Annotated in this window: 17 protein-coding genes and 1 pseudogene; all 18 read left to right on the forward strand. The window is 33.2% G+C overall.

Features of this window, described 5'->3' with window-relative positions:
* Positions 1-15: 15 nt before the first annotated feature.
* Positions 16-417 (forward strand): hypothetical protein, encoded by a 402-nt coding sequence (locus tag DM800_RS28185; RefSeq protein WP_147788128.1) that lies wholly within the window; start codon positions 16-18, stop codon positions 415-417.
* A 255-nt stretch (positions 418-672) separates the two neighbouring features.
* Positions 673-798 (forward strand): hypothetical protein, encoded by a 126-nt coding sequence (locus DM800_RS29795; protein WP_255447104.1) that lies wholly within the window; start codon positions 673-675, stop codon positions 796-798.
* Between the two features lies 1 nt (position 799).
* Positions 800-1249, forward strand: coding sequence for a hypothetical protein (locus tag DM800_RS28190; protein WP_147788129.1), 450 nt, complete (start codon positions 800-802; stop codon positions 1247-1249).
* Position 1250: 1 nt separating this feature from the next.
* Entirely contained in the window at positions 1251-1523 is a 273-nt protein-coding gene (locus DM800_RS28195; protein ID WP_147788130.1) for a DUF6440 family protein, read from the forward strand.
* Between the two features lie 15 nt (positions 1524-1538).
* Complete coding sequence (locus DM800_RS28200) at positions 1539-1760, forward strand: hypothetical protein (RefSeq protein WP_147788131.1); 222 nt, start codon at positions 1539-1541, stop codon at positions 1758-1760.
* A 157-nt stretch (positions 1761-1917) separates the two neighbouring features.
* Positions 1918-6198, forward strand: coding sequence for a fusion protein (includes pXO2-28-29-30) (locus DM800_RS28205; RefSeq protein ID WP_147788132.1), 4281 nt, complete (start codon positions 1918-1920; stop codon positions 6196-6198).
* A gap of 19 nt (positions 6199-6217) precedes the next feature.
* Positions 6218-6592 (forward strand): hypothetical protein, encoded by a 375-nt coding sequence (locus DM800_RS28210; protein ID WP_147788133.1) that lies wholly within the window; start codon positions 6218-6220, stop codon positions 6590-6592.
* 89 nt (positions 6593-6681) lie between these two features.
* The gene (locus tag DM800_RS29435) at positions 6682-6837 is read left to right on the forward strand and encodes a hypothetical protein (protein WP_000893322.1); all 156 of its coding nucleotides are present in this window, start codon (positions 6682-6684) and stop codon (positions 6835-6837) included.
* Positions 6838-6945: 108 nt separating this feature from the next.
* Complete coding sequence (locus DM800_RS28215; RefSeq protein WP_000656419.1) at positions 6946-7329, forward strand: hypothetical protein; 384 nt, start codon at positions 6946-6948, stop codon at positions 7327-7329.
* 23 nt (positions 7330-7352) lie between these two features.
* Positions 7353-8678: an ATPase, T2SS/T4P/T4SS family gene (locus tag DM800_RS28220; RefSeq protein WP_147788139.1), complete on the forward strand. Its 1326-nt coding sequence runs from the start codon at positions 7353-7355 to the stop codon at positions 8676-8678.
* A 34-nt stretch (positions 8679-8712) separates the two neighbouring features.
* A complete protein-coding gene (locus DM800_RS28225) occupies positions 8713-9546 on the forward strand; it encodes a hypothetical protein (RefSeq protein WP_075395832.1) in 834 nt (277 codons plus the stop codon).
* The gene (locus DM800_RS28230) at positions 9543-10289 is read left to right on the forward strand and encodes a hypothetical protein (RefSeq protein ID WP_147788134.1); all 747 of its coding nucleotides are present in this window, start codon (positions 9543-9545) and stop codon (positions 10287-10289) included. Before DM800_RS28225 ends, DM800_RS28230 begins: the two co-directional genes overlap by 4 nt.
* Positions 10290-10344: 55 nt before the next feature.
* Positions 10345-10707, forward strand: coding sequence for a hypothetical protein (locus tag DM800_RS28235; protein ID WP_001158281.1), 363 nt, complete (start codon positions 10345-10347; stop codon positions 10705-10707).
* Between the two features lie 184 nt (positions 10708-10891).
* Positions 10892-11167, forward strand: a complete 276-nt coding sequence (locus DM800_RS28240; protein ID WP_147788135.1) for a hypothetical protein — start codon at positions 10892-10894, stop codon at positions 11165-11167.
* Positions 11168-11230: 63 nt separating this feature from the next.
* A complete protein-coding gene (locus DM800_RS28245) occupies positions 11231-11512 on the forward strand; it encodes a TrbC/VirB2 family protein (RefSeq protein WP_147788136.1) in 282 nt (93 codons plus the stop codon).
* A gap of 96 nt (positions 11513-11608) precedes the next feature.
* The gene (locus DM800_RS28250) at positions 11609-13588 is read left to right on the forward strand and encodes a coiled-coil domain-containing protein (RefSeq protein ID WP_147788137.1); all 1980 of its coding nucleotides are present in this window, start codon (positions 11609-11611) and stop codon (positions 13586-13588) included.
* Positions 13589-13611: 23 nt separating this feature from the next.
* Positions 13612-16245 (forward strand): VirD4-like conjugal transfer protein, CD1115 family, encoded by a 2634-nt coding sequence (locus DM800_RS28255; RefSeq protein ID WP_179955716.1) that lies wholly within the window; start codon positions 13612-13614, stop codon positions 16243-16245.
* 34 nt (positions 16246-16279) lie between these two features.
* Positions 16280-18973, forward strand: a pseudogene (locus tag DM800_RS28260) (pLS20_p028 family conjugation system transmembrane protein); the annotation flags it as partial.

The following is an 18973-nucleotide window of genomic DNA, read 5'->3' on the forward strand; positions in this document are numbered from 1 at the left end:
AGTGGGGATGGAGATATGAGTAAGAAAAAAGCATTAATTAGTTTAACGTACGCTATGGCGCTATATAGCTTAGTAGGTTGTTCGAATTCTACTAATGCAAGTACTATGGCAGCGGAGAAAGAAAAGGCTGCTACAAGTGGAAATAAAGAGGTTACAAACACCGAAGAGAATTATGAATTAGGTGAAATTAAGATTACAAATAAAGAGCGAAATAAAGAATCAAGAATAGAAGTTGTAGAAGCTCATATTGTGGATGATGGTAAACAAGGACTAGATCCTCGTAATACAGCTTTACAAGAAGTAATCATTTTACATGATAAGGTACAAGATTGTAATTATCTCTATACGTATAGCTCTAGCAGTACAGGTTCGGGTTCAGCGACAATGAAAAAATTAGAATGTGGAAAGAAAGAGTAAGGATAGTTGTATGGTTAATTTATGGTTAATTGCTCTTATTGTTATTACAGGTAATTTCATATTAAATAAGATTCTTAATTTAGATTTTGATAAATCGATTAGTATCATCATAGCAACCTGTTTAATTGTTCTTTTTGTATTTTCGATGTGGTTGTTAATTAAATGAAGAAATTTATAAGAAAATACTTATAAAACGTATGTTGAAATGAACATTTCAAAAAAGAATTGAGAAATTGAAAAGGGAGTAATTTAGATATGAAAATAAAAGAAACTGATTGCAAATATACGTATTGGGAAGAATCAATAAAACTGTTCTACAAAAAACAAGAATGGCAGCGAAGAAGAGATCAAACTAATAAAGAAAAACGAGAAGGTAAGTAGCATGGATTCGCAAACAAAGAAGAATACGAGATCAATAAAGGGATTAATTAAAAGTATAGGCATGATTACACTTGTTGTTGGATTCATAGTGTTTTTAGGGATTTATATTAATTATTATATGGATAAGACTAATAAGATGAATGCTATAAAGAGTGAACAGACTCAAGAAAATATAAAGATAGCAGAAAAGATGATTGAAAAAGAATTAAATATTAGTAGTAAATATTTCAAAGTGCTTGGTATACAAAAATATTTACTTGGACAAGTAGAAGTGGAATTAAACGCTAATACGGAAGAATCTTGGATAGAAAAGGATTTAACTTGTAAAGTGCAAGTTAATGGTGAGAATTATAGTCTTATTTTTGAAACTCATAAAGTTGATAGTGAAAATGAAGAACTAGAAATGTATGAACCAGTAAAAATTAATAAGATCATAAAGGAGCAGAAATAATATGAAAAAACTCCTACTAGGATTTGCTCTTATAGGGCTTGTTGGTTGTGCTGTTGATAAGTCAGATGTAGCAGGGAATTCCGAAGCGTTACAGAAAATTTCAAGTGATAAAGAAGATATTAGGGTATTTGTAGATAAAGAGACAGGGTGTGAGTATTTATATAGAAATAGATTTACTGGTGGAAATGCTACATATAGTGGAATGACAATTAGACTAGATGAACAGGGTAAACCGAAAGGGTGTAAAAAAATCTCTGAGGAAAATTACAATTAAATATGGAGGGTTACAATGTCAGTTTGTATTGAAGGAATTCATGAGGATTATACTTATGGATTCCTTTTTTATTCTAAAAATAAAAGAATTGTTCTGGATGATGGAGTTCAAGAGTACCCAATAGATGCAGCAGAAGTACTCCTGAAAAAAGAATTCGTGTTTATAGATGAGTTAAGGAAGCTTGATCCATTAAAAGTACCAGGATTAAGAGCTAGAATTAAATTACAAGCGATTTAAATAAAAATCAAAAGTCTATCAATTATATGGTAGGCTTTTTAGTTTTATTTAAAAACATAGCGCTATGTTGTTTTTATATAGCCAAAAAGGAGGATGCTATGGAAGAAAGAGCAAGAAGTCCAACTATTCATTCTCTCTCATATGAGGAAAGATCCTCATGGGTGTACAGAGAGGAGGAATACGATTGTGGTTTAGAAGGTCATTTAGTTTACTATTTGTTGTTATGCTTCTGTTTGGAAGCTTGGCCGACTTCGTATCAATTGGACATGCAGAAAGTACATCAGATCAGAAACAGGCTCAAGAGAACAAAACAGATGATGTAACTGTGCTGCAAGAAAAATCGGATCTGAAGAGTACGGGAACTAATCCAAACGAGGTAGTTGTAGCAAATGGTAAAAAAGGTAGTGAGTTGTTTGATTTTGAAGCCTTTATTAAGCCTTCAGACATCGTAGATGGAACAGCACCTTTTGATTCGAACGATGAAGCAGGTAATGATTCTAGCCCTAATAATGGCATTGTAAGGACGTTTGATACAGTAACATATCCGTTGAAGGTGACGATTAATCCCAAAAAGAATGAAACACTAAAAAATATTAAGATGAAAATCACCGGTACATTAGAAAATGGAATTACAAACAAACGTGTTAATGCAAAATTTGCTGTTGGTGGTATAGAGGATTTGGAAAAGGGTATTGTTTCTTTTGATATGGAATACACGTTAAAGGAAACAGGTAACTCATTAATGATCCCTGTTACAGTGGAAGTACAAGGGGCAGAACATCAATTGAAATTAAAACCTAACATTAAAATCCAGGTTATGAGTGTAGATGGAAAAGATATTACAAATGAAAACGTATCGCAATCGTTTAATGATATTACTCCAGTAACTACTTCAGGAAAAGTTAATGTGAAGGCTCGTTTTACTGCTTCTTATGGTGGATTACCTAGATTAGATTATAAGGTTTATGATTCAAATGCTAAAAAGGATGACCGTTCTATAATGTATCCAGTTGCATTAGATCTATTTGTTGATAATTTGCCTAATCGTAATGATTTAAGAGGAGCTACATTCCCTGTTGGAAAAATTAATTATCATTTTAATTTTTCGGGAAAGGTTGATTGGGATGAAAAATCATTGGGGCAAGAACCACTAGATTTTGAAGGAAGAGATATGCCAATCAAGATCTTTAACTATCAAGCTATTGATAAAATAGTTGATAAAGTGCCGCAAGAAAATACGGAAAGTTTTGAGCTTGGTATGAAGGGATATAAAGATCCTCGTACTGAAACAGCCAATAGTCCAAAATCATATATACCAAAAGATAAATGGAATGCAAGCGATATAGATAAATACACAATTGATAGTGTATGGGATAGTGGTACAGTACGTCTGAATAAACCTGAAATTACTAAGAATCGTATAGGATATGCTGGAAGTATTGATGATTACGTTATTGGTAGAACATTCCCAACAATGATGTCAAGACCAAACTATCCAGTGATTCCTACATTCGGGAAGAATCAAAAGGCTTTTTCAAGCACACGCTTTTTAATTCACTCACCCAATGAATATTATTCGTTTGGAAAAAATAACAAACAAAATTTACCCAATAACGTATATTACTATTTAGAGTTTGTGATTGATTCTTATGAGGATGGAAAAGGAAATACAATTCCTTACAATACGGTAGGAAGATATACACTTACAGAAAGAAATAATCCGAAAGGATCGTATTCGCTGCAAACTACATTCCACACACCTGAAGGGAAAGAACTTGGTACACCAAATGTTGGTTATGGCGCAGTTTCAAAAGGTGATCCAACTGTTATTGTTGGACAAAAAGTTAAAGTTATAAGCCACCTAAATGTTCGTGCTGTTACTGAGGGTGGAACAACTATGGTTTATAAGTGGAATACAGATTCCTTTAATTTAACAAAAAATGGTGCTGATACTGCCAAGAAAGATATGTTGCATCAAGGGTATCCAAACACTACAGGTGGAAGAGATAAAGATGTTAATAAGCAAAAAATTTATTTTGGAGTTTCTAAAAAGAATGATAATTCTTTTGAAACAATAACACAAAATAAAGATGAGGATTATGAATGGTTTAGCACATATGATGAGGCTAAAACACATGGTGAAGTTGGAGCTATGAAAAATGATATTCATGCTCTCATGGGTGATGGTGAAGTTGTAGCATATAACATTCCTCTTGATGTAAAAACAAAAAAAGTTGGCAGTGTTAACGAAAAAGGTACACCAAACATAACGGTTACTGATTCGGTTGTATATCCTACAGCCGATAGAAAGGTAGGGTATCGTGTACGAAGTGAAGGTAAATATAACAATTTCACTGAATACGATGAAAAAGGAAATGTAACAAAACTTCAGTCTCCTGTTGGAAGTACAGTCAACTTTGAAACACTAGGGATTATGAACGGTGAAACGAGTAGTGAGGTAAAAACGAACAAAAATACTTACTATAGTTCTGACAATGTTAATGTAACAGTTGATAATTTAGTAAGGCTGCCTGAAGCAATGGATTTTACCTCCCTGGATGAAAGAGTAGAAATGCGAGTAAAAATACCAAAAGGTCTTGATTATGTAGTTGGATCTGCTAAATATGGAGATCAATATATTGAACCAAAAATTGAACAACAGAGTGATGGAAGTAATCATTTGATTTGGCATGACACATTGACTCGTGGTAATAAAGCACTCAAAAAAATCAACTTTGACACTCGTATTAATCCAGTGTTGCTGCCGCAAGGTAACCAGGTAGGACTAGAAATTCAAAATGTAATGAGTAGTTCTATGGATACTAGATTAGAGAAGTTTCGAACAAGTTCTAAGAATATTTCAGTTGTGAAAATTGGTATGGTTGGTGTTAGTGAAACAATTGAGAAAGTGACAGGAAAAAAGAACAGTGACTATGTGGTTGGTGTTCAACCGTATACGACAATCAAAGATGAGTCACATATAAAGGCACTTACATACGTTCCAAGAAATAAGGATCATAATGGATCTGCTTTTAATGGTGTTACTTTCTTGAAACAAATAACACTAGAAAATGCTAATAATAAGAATGTTGAAATATGGCTTAATAACAGCTTTGTCGAATCAAATAATCCAAACAAAATTGATTTAAAGTCAAATGGTTGGTATAGGTATACAGGAGAGCAGGATCTATCAAAAGTGGTCTCTATTTTGCTGTATATAAATGATTCATTAAGTAGCAGTGATGTTGTAAAAATGAACCTTGTTTATGGTACGCATAAAAATGAATTTGGAGATTTTTACGTAAGTAAAACAGTGGTAAATACCTCTGTTGATTATAAATTATCTCCAGTTTCTAACCAGGTAAAATATACAATTGTGGCAGATGCGAATTTAGGTCTTAGAAAAATAAGAATCGATACTGCACCTGCTGATATTGGTTTGCCAGTTATTGTACGTTTAGACAAGGACATTATTTATGAGGACTCTAATAAGAGTAATGTTGCTGTTAACTTATATGATAAGGCTGACAACAAGCTGGTAGACAGTAAAGTATATACAATTGAGGAATTACCGGAGGAAATAAAATTAAAGGTAGATCCAAAATTTTTAAAGAAACATAATAAGAGAAATTACGAGGTTAGATTTGAAAAGGTTAATAAAGAATCTATCCTTATTTTAGATGGGAAAGGTAAAGTAGATACGGATGGTTATACTTCTTCTGAAGAAACTGTAAAGGCAAATGCTAAAGCATCTACTGAGTTGAAATATAAAGGCGTTATAATGACGGAGCGTGAAGTCGGAAAAGAGATGGAAATCTTTTATGAAACACTTACAATTCCGTTAAAACAGCTGCCTAAACAAAAAACTGGCTATGGTTTTGAGTTGAAACCATTAGTTAGTTATAACAATGAATTAGCAGTCCCTTATGATGTGAAGGCAAATGCTTTTGTAGATAAGAGATTGATTGATTCTCATTTGAATTATGAGAAAAAAGGAGATCAAATGGTTGTTCCATTAGAAGAAGCTGAGAAAACAGGCAGCACGGATAAGAAGAACACCGATTTTCTTTTTGAATTGCCACATATTAACGTAGAACAAAAAACAGGTAATTTATTTACCGATCAGCAAGTGAAAGACCGTGATCCACGTATTAAGAATGCAATGAAAGATGGAAAGAGAAAGTTATATGTTCCGATTTGGGCAGATCTGGGGGAATACAATGTTTTAATAGCTTCAGGAATCCCTATAGGCGCTAATAAGGTTAACTTTGAAGTAACACAACCATTAAATTTATATGCATATATGTACGGGACAATTGGCTCTAAAACACTGAAAGATGATGAATTACTATTAGAGCCTGTTGATACGAAAAATCCTTTCTCAAATGGCAAACCGCCTGGTTGGTCAGATGAAGATGTTGCTTGGTTAAAGCAATAGGAAAGGAGATGAAAAATGTGTGAATGTCCTAACTTATAACTCGGCCAAGAAACAAATTATCTTTATGGCGCTATACTTTGTAATTACAGGAATTGTAATTCGTTTGATTGGATATTCGTTGGAAGGTAGCCTTTCCGCTTTAACACAAGCTGGCGTCGATAATTTACTTTCAGGAAATTTATCATTTGGTGATATGTTCCACTTCGACTTTAGTTTTGATACAAGTCAATTTGATGGATTTAGTTTTAATACGTTGGTTGTTTTTATAAAAGAGAAGATTCAAAGTGTTATAAATGATATGATGCCTACTACATTAGGTGCGATTAACATGCTTATGTTAAATAAGTACTTTACAATAGATCGTGCTGTTAAATTAGGGATTAAATTGTACTAAATAAATATGTAGGTAGAAAAAGAGACGTAATTTTTATATTACGTCTCTTTTTTATATAAAAAAACAAAAATTGAGAGGATGCTGTTTAGATGTTAGAACAAAATACAGATCGTATGTGGTGGATGATTGGAACTGTAGTAGTAGGAGTAATTTTAATTGCAGGGGCAAAACTTGCATATCCTGAAGTGTTTAATAGTGTAATTGATTCTTTTAAATCTACACTTTCAAATGCTTTTAAAGGTTAATAGGTAACTATATAACCAATAAATAGAAGGGGATTTTCTCCTTCTATTTATTAATGATTATAACTATTATTTTAATAATTTGAGATCTGAGAGAAAGGAGTAAAAAAGTTGAAAGACTATCCTTTCGTTCTGTTAATGCTAATTATTGGTTTTTTTATGGTTGTAATTAGTGGTTATTATTATAAGCAAAATTTTACAACCGATTCAGTTATGCAAGGGATTACAGAAACAATTAGAGCAAGCGCCGTTTCAAATGCGGATAATAGTTCTCGTATTCAAAATGGAGAATTATATGTTTCAAAACAAGACTTTGAAAAAGATTTTAAAAAACGTATTAACTCTAATAACCTTGTAAAAATCAAGAAGGATGCTAAATACGAGTTTAAATACCTTGATAATAAGAATGGTTCAATAAAAGCTATAAGAGTCATTATTCAAGATGGAAATAACACGTTTCAGGCTACATGTAAGGTGAATATAGCTACATCTTAGAAGAAAGGAGAAAAAATGTGAGGATGCTGGGAATTAGCAAGACAAAAGCAACACAAAAGAAAAAAGATAAACTTAAGTTTAATCCAAATAATCTTCAGAGAATTAAAGAAGATCTGAATACAAAACATGCAGAATTAGTTATTGATGCCTTACTTAATGAAGGATCACGTAAAAAGATCAAAGAAATTATCCAAAATGACTATCCTGTTATGTTTATGGATTATGATGATGACGAAGATATAGCAGAATATGTCGTATCTGAAATTATTGGTACAGGAGTTATCGAAAGGATTATAAAGGAACGTCCTGATATTACCGATATATCCTATAATGGAAGTCACTTAATAGTAGAATCAAGTGATTATAAAGGGAGTTATGAAAATTCCGATCATATTATTTCAGAGGAATATATTTCTCGTGTAATTCAAAAGTTTGCTAATGCTGTAGGGACAGAATTTGTTCCTAAAAAACCAATCTTTGATGGAGTTTACGGATCTATTCGTATTAATGCAGTGCATAACCAAAATACAGTAGGGAATTCTACAATGTCATTAAGGATAGTACGTCCTAGATTAGCATTAAACGAAGAGAATTTTGCTACATTTGCTCCTGAATTTATGCTTGAATTCTTTAAAGTACTTATGGTAAGTCGAAATAATATTTTAATTTCAGGAGAAACAGGTACAGGGAAAACAGAGTTTCTAAAGTTACTATTCTCTTACATTTTGTTTGAACATAAAGCAGTTATGATTGAAGATGTTCCTGAAACGCATGTTAAACAGCTATTTCCCGATAAAGATGTATTAAGTTGGTTAACTGGACATGGTGTAACAGTTACCGATCTGATTAAGGCTGCATTACGAAATAACCCACGCTGGATTATGATTTCTGAGCTTCGTGGTAAAGAGACTTATGAAGCAATTCAAGCGGTGTTATCGGGACATCATGTAGTAACTTCTCTGCATTCTGTAGATGCTGAGACATCACCAAAGAGACTTGTTAATATGTCTAAAATTGGTTATCAAGTTGATGAAAAATCCCTTGAAGAAGATATTATGAGATATTTTGGTTTTGGTTGCCATATTAAGAGGGTAGTAATAAAAACAACTGGCGAAAATGGTGTGAAAATTAATCGAGTTATTCGCTATTTATCAAAGGTAGTCGAGTATTCACATGAAGGATGCAAGATGGTATTTGAGCAAAAATATAGTAACGGTAAGTTTACGTATTCAACAGGCAGCTTGTCAGAAAATTTTTATGAACGTTTAGCTGAAGCAGATCTAAAATATGATCTTCCAAAATATACAGACGTTTTAGCAGTTAAAGAGGGTTTAGTTGTAACAAGATAAGAAAGGAGAAGGTTAAAGAAAGGAGGTATTAAGCTTGAAAGTATCTACTTTTAACGCAAAAACCAGAAAGAAAAAGTTTGTAAATGCAGATGAAATAAATGCTATTAAAGTAGCTTATGGAAAACCGTTAGAAAGAAAAGATTATCTAAGATATGGATTAATTCCAGGTTTGATTGTAGGCGGTTTTTCATTTATTTTGCTGTACTTGTGGTGGGTTTCATTGATTTTAGGAATTATTGGAGCGTTATATGGTTTAAAAGTGTTAATGCCTAAGATCATCCAAAGGACATATGAACAAATTTCTTTTCGTGAGAGAAACAAATTCGTCAATAACATGACTCAAATTCTCACAAATGATAGTCAAACATTGTTGAAAGCTTTAGGAAGGGCGAGTGATCGTTCTGAAGGTGAGTTAAAAATGGATCTGAAGGTTTTACAGGCAAAGTTAATGGGAGCTGATCATGGGCAAGTACTTCAAGCTTTTAAAGTAATCTCTAATAAATATCGTGATGATATTATATTTGTTCAGTATATAGAGCAAATAGAGACAGCTTCATTAGAGGGTAAAACAAATATGGATACATTGAAAGATATAAAGTCTTACCACAACGAAATGAAAGAGAAAAAGGAAGAATATGATCGGAAGAAGGATGGTCATCTGAAAGATATAAAATCACTTTGTATTATAGTGGTGTTTTTTATCTTAATAATTGCATTCTCATTTAATTTTGAAACATATATTAATGCGTTTGCGAGACATCCGATTGGTTGGTGTACTGCTGGTATTTACATGTTATTAATGTTTTTCTTCTCTAGGTCTTTTGCTAACTATTACTTTGATGATTCAATAATGGAGGTAAAAATATGAGGATAGTAGCAACGACTAGCGCAAAAAAAAATCGGTATAAACGCCTTTTTGCTGAAGAAGAATTATATAACATGTTACAAGAAATGGGTAATACAAGACAAATGATCGATAATTTCCAAACGAAGCGGATTAAACAAACGCTTATGATGGTTGTTATCGGTTTTTTTATGGGTTTATTAGTTTCAAAATGGTGCTATTTATTAGCAATTGTATTACCAATCCTTTTTTATCGATCAAAATACAAAAAAGTGGTTCGAACTTACAATGCCTTCAAATTTGAACGCCATCTAAACTTTATTAAGTTCATGAGGTTGTTAATTCCTTATCTAAAGGAAGGGGAGGGTGGGACTAGCTTGTATCAGATCCTCCGAAAAATCCTAAAGCGTACAGAAAATCCTGTAGATGCAAATTCGGTGGCTAAATTAATGTCAGAACTAACGGATAAGCCAAATGATATTCAGCCTTTTACCGATTTTGCTATGCGCTCCAGTGGTACTGATATGTCAATTTTGTTTATGCAAACAATTTATGATTTCCAACAAAACTCATACGATACAAATGTTATTGATGAACTTGGGAAAATAGCGAGTGCAGCCTTACAAAGATCAATTGATGAAATTGTGACGTTTAAACTAAAACGATTTACATTTTTCCCTACGAAAATTGTTATGAGTGCATTTCTAATAGTTGTGGGATTTGCAGCAGCAATATTGAGATATAACCTTTCAAGTATTAATTTATGATAAATCTTTAGGGAGGGTGGAAGTAAATTGAAATTCAAGTAAGTAGGTGTAAATTATGCAAGAATCTTCGATTATGGAAATGGTGAAATGGTTTCTTACGCTATTCTCTATTGTTTTATTAGTTGCCGTAGCGATATTTTGCATTCAATTGTCAAATGTGAATTCTTATAAACAACAAGTTAATTACACAATTGAGAGGAAAGGTGGCTTAACCAAAGAAGCTGCCCAAAGCTTAAAAGAGTATAGCGATAAGTACTATAATGGGGCTTTCACTATCGAAAGTGAGAAATTAAATGAAAAGGTTCAGTATGGCGAAATAGTAGACTATCAAGTTGTAGCAAAGTTTAAAATTGCTGTTTTTAACATTCCTGATGTGACTATGAAGTTCACTGGATCTGCATCTTCACAAATTCGTTAGAGAGTGGGTGATGGAGAAATGCTCGAAAATAACACATTCCGCCTAATGATATTAATAGGCGGTTTTATTGTGTGTGCAGGAGTTTTCTTATTGTTTAAAGATGAACTGTCTGTAATTAAAGAATCTTTTCAGAATTTCTTCTCCCAAAGAATTACAAAGTATTAAGTAAAGGAGTCAATTTTAAATGGCTAGAAAAAACCAAAAAAATGACAAAGCGCCACACCAAGATGCTGTTTCAGTAATCTTGAAAAAGCAGGGAATAACATACGAAGAGTGGTCACAAAAAATTGTGAGTGATAAATGCGTATCTTTACTACAAGGTGGAGAGCCTGAGTGGAGAAATAAGATGTTAGAAGACGCTGCGATGGTAGAAATCGCGGCTTTTATTGTTAAACAGGAAAATAACAGGCAATCAAAAGGTGAATCTCATTCAAACTCTGACACACAATCAAGAGCTTAAAAAGATAGGCCTGGTCAAAATACTTAAACTATTAAATTATATAAGAGAAAGTAGGAATTTAAAATGGATCTATTTACTGCGTTTTATATTAAATTATTAACTTACAATGACTTTTTCGATTCTGTTAGTAACGCTATGGGTAGCTGGACTGGACGACTACAAGCAATTGGTGTAGGGGTCATTATTTTCTGTGTTGCTGTTGCAGGTGTTATGTACATGCTAGGTGAAGAAATGAGCCGAAAAGCAAAACAATGGCTTTTCCGTATTATTGTTGGTGGAGTTATTTTATTCAGTGCAGGAATTATTGGAGATACAATTAGAGGTTTAACTGGAGAAGATCTTTAAAATTAATCGATATTTAGAAAAAAGGGGACTTATTTATAGTAAGTTCCCTTTTTATTATTTATTAGAAAAATATATACATGGAATGAGGTTAAAGGAATGTATATTGTAGAGTTTTTACAAAAAGAGCAATCAAAACCATTTAAAAGGTTTTTAAAGAAAAATAAGGCTTGGAACGGAAAACAATTAGGGCTAAGAGCTGCTGAAAACTTAATTCAAAAATATGTTGCGGAAAATCAACAAAATGATCAAATTTTATTACTACTACAAGATATTGAGAATGAAAAAGCTTATGAATTTGCAATACCTGTAAGAGCAAGCGAAAAGTTTTCACTTTTAACTACGATCTCAAATGATCTTGAAGAGGGAAATACAGATTTTAATTTAGCGATGGATATTAAACAGGGGTTATATACAAGTTATAAAGCTGAAGAAAAACAAGGGAGTATAGAACCTGAAGTACAAGCACCTCAAAAGAAAAAGGGAGGATTTCTTTCTAAGATTTTTGGTAAAAAGGAAGAGGGAATTCCACATGCTGCTACTGTAGATACAAGAGATTTTGATAATAAAGTGCAAAAAGAGTTTGCAAAAGAAGATCCATTTGAGGAAATGACAGATGGGGAAATGCAACAAAGAGGAATGAATCTATTTGAAGAATCAGATTTTGAACATTTAGAAAAGGAAGCTGAGAATCTTTCTGAAGTAGAACAGAAAGATATATTTGCAATAGAAAAAACAGAAGATGATCAAGGTAAAGCATTGAATCTAGAAAAAGAAAATGATGAAATACCTTACGAGGTAAATGAAAGCGAATCTGTTAAGAGTGTTGAAGAAGAGCTTTTTTATTCTGTATCTGATAATGAAAAAGAAGAGGGAAATCAGGAAGCTGATCCTATAATTCAAGTAAAAGATGTAAGTTTTCCTGAATATGATAAATATATAGATTTAAAAGAAGTAGAAACAAAGCAAAGTCGTTATGATTCTCGTTTCACTATAAAACATTTATTAGGACTCATGGGTATGAGTGAAGAAACTTCAAAAACAGCCCTGGAAAATAAGAGATTACAATTTGTAAAGAATGTATTAAGTGGTAAGGATTTTTTAATTATTCAAGATAATTATTACCAGGATGTTAATAATTTAATAGATGAAATTCGCTTAATTTTAGAAAGAACGTATAAGGAAACTATAATGCGTGATTATCAGAAAGAAGCGGAAGAGAAATTACGTGAAACTTTTGAAGCGAATCTCCAAGAAAGGCTGCAAGAACTAAATGCATTTGAGAATAAGGAAAATCAAGATATGCAGCAAAAATTAAATGCATTTTCTGAAAAACAGCAACTGGAATTACAATCTTTTAAATTAAAACAAGAAGCAGAATTTAAAGTATATGAATCAGATCTTGAAGAACGTAAGTTAATGTTAGTAAGTGCCCGTGAAGAAGAATTAAAGACAGAAAACGATATAGAGAAAGAAAAGTCACTTCATGAGAAAGCATATGACTTAAAAATAGAAGCAAATAAATTGCTAATTGATAAAAAGAATGAGCTTTTAGCTGATTTTGTTGGTGCACTTGAAGATATTATGAATGCTGCATCTGAATCACAAGAGTCTCAAATGAAAGATCTACAAGCGTATATGAATCAGTTAATTCCTGAATGGAGAGAAGAAATTCAAGCTGAGCATGATAAAGAAATGGAAAATCGTAAATTAAAGTTGGAAGAAGAGAAAAATCGATTAGAACAAGAAGCATTAATTTTAGAGCAGAGAAAACAGGAAGCAATAGAAATGAAGACAAGTGCTAGAGAACGTGAATTACTGAATATTATTGATGAATTAAATGACAGAGTAATAAAGGCTTATGCTGGAACAGGTCAGATGCCACAACAACCAATGTATATGTATGCTCCAGCTATGCAGCCAGTACAACAGCCTGTATTCATGTATCCACAAGCAACGCAACAGCCTGTACCACCACAACAAGTACCACCACAAGCAACGCAGCAGCCTATACCACCACAAACGGAAAGTACCCCGGAGAAACGTGGGAAACTTTATGAGTTTTGGTATAAAAAATAGTATACAAACTAGGTGAGGAGGAAGTGCGAGTGGCAATTAGAAAGCTCTCGTTGAAACGAAAAAAATATCTTCATCACGATTATAGAATTGATGGTGAAGGTCTACCGCAAGAAAAGAATAGAATTAATAAAAGAGCACTCGCAATCTCTTCCGTTGTGGTGCTTTTTCCTATAGGAGCAATAAATTTTGTAGCAGGATCATACCAGTCAATTATAAAAGAATTATCAAAAACAGTTGAAAAACCTACTATTTTTGATGTGATTGGTTCAAAGTGGGAAAACAGTTTATCGATAAAAAGTTTATTCCTACCTGCATTGCCTACAAATATGTATTTGTTTAGCTTATTAGCTTCAACGCTGGTAGGTTTTTTGGTGTATTCAAAGGTTAATTATCGAAGTGACGAAAATGTAGCTTATGGTCAAAAGGGAGATAGTCGTTTTACTACGATTGAAGAAATTAAAGAACAGTATCATGAGATTCCTGAAAAGGCAGAGGTATTTGAGGGGTATGGCGGTGTACCTGTTTCTCATTACAAGGATAAATATTATATCGATCAGGATACTGTAAATACTGCAATCTTAGGGGTTTCTCGTTCAGGTAAAGGTGAAATGATAGTTGTCGTAATGATTGATAATTTGAGTAGAGCAAAAAATCAATCGAGTATGGTTGTAAATGATCCGAAAGGGGAACTTTATAGTGCATCTAAAGAAACGTTAGAAAAGCGTGGATATGATGTTCAGGTATTAAATATTTTAGAACCGTTACAAGGCATGTCTTACAATCCATTGCAACTTGTAATTGATGCCTGGGTAAATGGTGATGATCAGGAAGCGGCAAAACGTGCAAATACATTAACATTTTCTCTATACAATGATCCCAACGCTGGCGACAATGCATTTTTTAATACTTCTGCACAAAGTGCGATTAACGGTATTATTCTCGCTATTGTAGATTATTGTGTGAAAAATAATTGCATTGAAAAAGTTACGATGCACAATGTATCCCAAATGTTAAACGAACTAGGAACATTTTATTACAAAGAAAATCCCGATGACTTTGTAGAAAAAAATGCTTTGGATGAGTATTTCAAGAGTCTACCACAAGGCAGTGTAGCGAAAATGCAATATGGATCTACAAGCTTTGCAGGTGAAAAGGCGAAGGGTTCTATTTTAGCTACTGCAAACCAGGGGTTACAAACTTTCGCAGATAAAATGTTTGCGAAAATGACTTCAAAATCTAGCTTAGATCTAAAGCAGGTAGGATTTCCTAAAAACCTGTTTTTCCAGTTAGATGAACGTTTTTTAAATAAACGAGTTACGGTATCTTTTCACAAAAATGATGATGAGAAGACGGAAATTGGAAGTTACAAGATTAAAGTTAAATCTTTAGGTATGTGCAATATGAATTTCAATGATTCCTTAGAAGATGGAGATTTGTTGCTAATCCGTTATCAGGATGAAGAAAATCCTAATAGAAAATATCGATTATTATACAGTTTGAAATTTGAAACGTTATTAGATGAAAAGGGAAGGGTTGTTTATCAGAAAAAAGAGGGGTATGAAAATAAACCGGAGTATAAACGTGAGGTAACACTCATTAAGAAAGCTAATACTTTTCCTCTTGAACCAAAAGCGAAGCTAACCTATTCAGAAAAGCCAACTGCTGTATTTATGATTTTACCTGACTATGACAAATCAAATCATGCTTTAGCGAGTATCTTTGTTAAACAGTTATATACAGAGTTATCAACGAACTGTAATGACACGAAAGGAAAAAAATGTTTTAGACGTGTTCACTTTTTATTAGATGAGTTTGGGAATATGCCAGCTATAGATGATATGGGCGGTGTATTAACGGTTTGTGCAGGACGTAATATGCTTTTTAATTTGGTGCTTCAATCATACTCGCAAATTGAGAAACTATATGATAAGCAAGCTAAAGAAATCAAACAAAACTGTCAAAATCATCTTTATATCATGTCGACAGATCCTGAAACAATTGAAGAAATTTCAAAACGTGCTGGACATAAGACAATTATCGGGAAATCTTCGAATGAAAGTCATTTGGATGCAGATAACAAGGTAACAAAAAGTGCAGACCAACAACGTATCATCTCTCCAGATAGACTATCACAATTTCTAGAGGGAGAAACATTACTTATTCGTGCACTTCATAGACAAGATTTAAATAGAAAAAAAGTACGTCCGTATCCAATTTTTAATACACAAGAAACGACTATGCCTTATCGTTGGCAATTTCTATCAAGCTTGTTTGATACTTCAAATGATTTAAATGATATTGATATTCCTTCCCTACATACAGGATTAGATTTAACCGATCTATATTTAAACTTCTTAGATTTCATTATAAATCCAGTTGCTAAAAGGGAATATATGAGAAAACAGTCTACTAATGAAGTAGTTAAGGAAGAGATAACGCTGGATCAGGTTATTAAATCGTTAATTGAGCTTGTGAAAGAAAATAGAAATATAGACGATCCAAAAGAAATTCGTACACGTTTAGCAAAAATGCTATTAAATTATGTGAAAAATAAAGTAATTCCTCCAACAGAAGAAGTGGAATTTCTAAAAGAACAATCCTCTGTTCAAGAGATTACAAGATGTTTAGATAAATTACTTAAAATATTGGCAGATTGATAAAGTCAAAATATATAAGAAAGGTAGAACAGTTATGGCTGCTACAAAAATAAAGGAATGGTTTTTTAAAAGTAAAAGAACATTAACAATAGGAGTATTTACAGTTTTAATCTTGATTAGTAGTTTTATATATTCGCCTGTCACCTTTGCTGACGGATGGTGGGACGAGCTTGTATGGAAATGGGATGATATAAAAAAAGAAGAAGCACTTGTCTTTCTAGATAATGACTGGATACAGTATGCAAATATTTTGGGAATGATACTGCAAAGTTTGAAGGGGTGGATTGTTCAACCACTATTTGCGATGGTTTCTGGTTTAGAAGGTTTAATTCCTGAAACATTTTCTTTCTTTGATTTACTAGAAGATACGGGGTTAAACTCATTTGCTACATCTATAATGAAAGGTTTGTTTTACGCTTTACTATTATTAGTTATTGTATGGTTGGCAATCAAAACGATTATACAACATAAACCACCTCGATTTAAGTCGGTAGTAGTTAACATTATTGTAATGATTGGTTTGCTAGGTGGTTTAAATGAACTAATGGCAGATATGCAAAAGATGGCTACTGATTTTTATGAAGATACAACTAATGATAGCAAAGCGAAAGAAGGTCTGGCATTTAGTATAGTGAAGCATAACACAGCAGATTTAGCCTATTTAAGTACTGTTGGTTTTGGTGCTATCCAAATTAAAGATTCTGACGAGAGTGCTATGTCCTTTGATGAAAGGAATGGGAAAAATAGCTTATCAAAAGAAATGTATTTGGCTGCTGATCTAGGGGATATAATCAATCCCGATGCTGTTGATAAACTCAAGGATCAGGATGGAGTTGCAGAAGAAACAAAATTTTTAGCATATAGGGTTACAAATAATGGGGTAGAAGAAGCACTGGAATCAATAGAAGAGAGCTTTTTTAATCCGTTTAAAGATACATTTCCAGCGGGATATGTTCGCTACCCTATGAAGTTTACTACAATATTTTGGGGACTAGCTTCGCTAGGGATTGCGTATTTATTTACTATTTTTGTATTTGTAATGACGATATTTGAGATTGCAATGAAAAAAATTATTGCTCCGATTATATTTGTGACAGATATAGAAACTGGTGAGAAAACAAAGATGGTTATACAAGATATTTTAAGAGGATTCATGTTAATTGGTTTTACGGGATTAAGTTTGCGATTCTATACAATAGCAGTTAATTTCCTTGCGGGTAAAGATATTAACGCTTTCTTATATATCGTAGCTATGATTTGTTTAACTGGAGCGCTAATTAAGGGTTCTGATTCAATATTAAAATATTTTGGTGTCGATGTTGGCTTGAAAGAAGGAAAGAACAATTTAATGGCTGCTGTTGGAATGTTAGCGGCTGCTAATGGTGCAAGAAAAGGTGTAAGTAATATGTTTAAGAGTGCAAAAGATAAAATGGGTGGTCAAAATAAGCAAACTCGTGATGATACACCTAAGCGTTCCGAAATGGATGCAGAGGATATGGAAAATCATCAGAATGAAAAAGAGAAAGGTAATAAAAAATCAGGAATTACACCTAAAAAATTCATGAAAAATACTGGAGCGGCGTTAAGTTATGCGAGTAATAGAGGTGTCGGTGGCATCATGAACGATGCTGGTAATTTAGTTGCTGCTACTGTCGGCGGCGCTGTAGATAAAGGGAAAGAAAAAGTAACAGGTGTTGCAAAAGATGTATCAGATGGAGTTAAGGGGACAATAGGTGAGTTTAAAGAAGGGCAGGCAGAAGGTAAACAAAAAGCTCAAGAAAATAATGATCGCCAAATGTTAAATAAAATGGGTAAAGATATTCATAAAAATGCGAATTCAGGTACAGAACAAAGCGCTAATCCAAAAGTGGAAGATGTTTCTGTAGGAAATAAACAACAAGTAGAACGAGAATTGGAATAGAAAAACCAGGAAGAAATGAAGTGCCAAATGACCAAGCGAAAGGTGATCATCAGCAAGTAGAACGAGAATTGGAAGTAGCAAATCGAATAAATAATCCAGGAAGAAATGAAGTGCCAAATGACCAAGCGAAAGGTGATCGTCAGCAAGTAGAACGAGAATTAGAGGTAGCAAACCGAATAAATAACCCAGGAAGAAATGAAATACCAAATGATCAAGCGAAAGGTGATCGTCAGCAAGTAGAACGAGAATTGGAAATAGCAAATGGAATAAATAATCCAGGAAGAAATGAAATACCAAATGATCAAGCGAAAGGTGATCGTCAGCAAGTAGAACGAGAATTGGAAGTAGCAAATCGAATAAATAACCCAGGAAGAAATGAAATGCCAAATAATCAAGCAAAAGGTGATCGTCAGCAAGTAGAACGCCAAGTTGAAGTGGCGAATCGATTAAATAGTATAGGAAGTAACGAAGTACCAAACACTCAAGCAAAAGGCGAGAATCAACAGATAGAACGCCAAGTTAATGTAACAGATCGTTTAAATAATGTAGGTGGTTCTGCTGTATCGCAAAATAATATGAAATCTGAATCAAGTACAGTCCAAAGAGAAGTGAACATCCAGGACAATGTGAAGAGTCATGGGTCAGTAATAGGGGGAACGTAAGCGTAAATGGAACGACAGTTCAACGAGAAGTAAACGTGCAAGATAATGTGAAGAGTCATGGGCCAGTAAATAGTGGAAACGTAAGCGTAAATGGAACGACAGTTCAACGAGAAGTGAACGTGCAAGACAATGTGAAGAGTCATGG

Source organism: Bacillus sp. AY18-3, from assembly GCF_008042305.1.
Lineage (GTDB): Bacteria > Bacillota > Bacilli > Bacillales > Bacillaceae_G > Bacillus_A > Bacillus_A wiedmannii.

What these genes read in the sequence shown, in the direction of transcription:
- DM800_RS28190 (WP_147788129.1), top strand. Translation starts at nt 800, where the DNA reads ATGGATTCGCAAACAAAGAAGAATACGAGATCAATAAAGGGATTAATT.
- DM800_RS28200 (WP_147788131.1), top strand. Translation starts at nt 1,539, where the DNA reads ATGTCAGTTTGTATTGAAGGAATTCATGAGGATTATACTTATGGATTC.
- DM800_RS29435 (WP_000893322.1), top strand. Translation starts at nt 6,682, where the DNA reads ATGTTAGAACAAAATACAGATCGTATGTGGTGGATGATTGGAACTGTA.
- DM800_RS28245 (WP_147788136.1), top strand. Translation starts at nt 11,231, where the DNA reads ATGGATCTATTTACTGCGTTTTATATTAAATTATTAACTTACAATGAC.
- DM800_RS28220 (WP_147788139.1), top strand. Translation starts at nt 7,353, where the DNA reads ATGCTGGGAATTAGCAAGACAAAAGCAACACAAAAGAAAAAAGATAAA.
- DM800_RS29795 (WP_255447104.1), top strand. Translation starts at nt 673, where the DNA reads ATGAAAATAAAAGAAACTGATTGCAAATATACGTATTGGGAAGAATCA.
- DM800_RS28185 (WP_147788128.1), top strand. Translation starts at nt 16, where the DNA reads ATGAGTAAGAAAAAAGCATTAATTAGTTTAACGTACGCTATGGCGCTA.
- DM800_RS28205 (WP_147788132.1), top strand. Translation starts at nt 1,918, where the DNA reads ATGGGTGTACAGAGAGGAGGAATACGATTGTGGTTTAGAAGGTCATTT.
- DM800_RS28240 (WP_147788135.1), top strand. Translation starts at nt 10,892, where the DNA reads ATGGCTAGAAAAAACCAAAAAAATGACAAAGCGCCACACCAAGATGCT.
- DM800_RS28235 (WP_001158281.1), top strand. Translation starts at nt 10,345, where the DNA reads ATGCAAGAATCTTCGATTATGGAAATGGTGAAATGGTTTCTTACGCTA.
- DM800_RS28250 (WP_147788137.1), top strand. Translation starts at nt 11,609, where the DNA reads ATGTATATTGTAGAGTTTTTACAAAAAGAGCAATCAAAACCATTTAAA.
- DM800_RS28195 (WP_147788130.1), top strand. Translation starts at nt 1,251, where the DNA reads ATGAAAAAACTCCTACTAGGATTTGCTCTTATAGGGCTTGTTGGTTGT.
- DM800_RS28230 (WP_147788134.1), top strand. Translation starts at nt 9,543, where the DNA reads ATGAGGATAGTAGCAACGACTAGCGCAAAAAAAAATCGGTATAAACGC.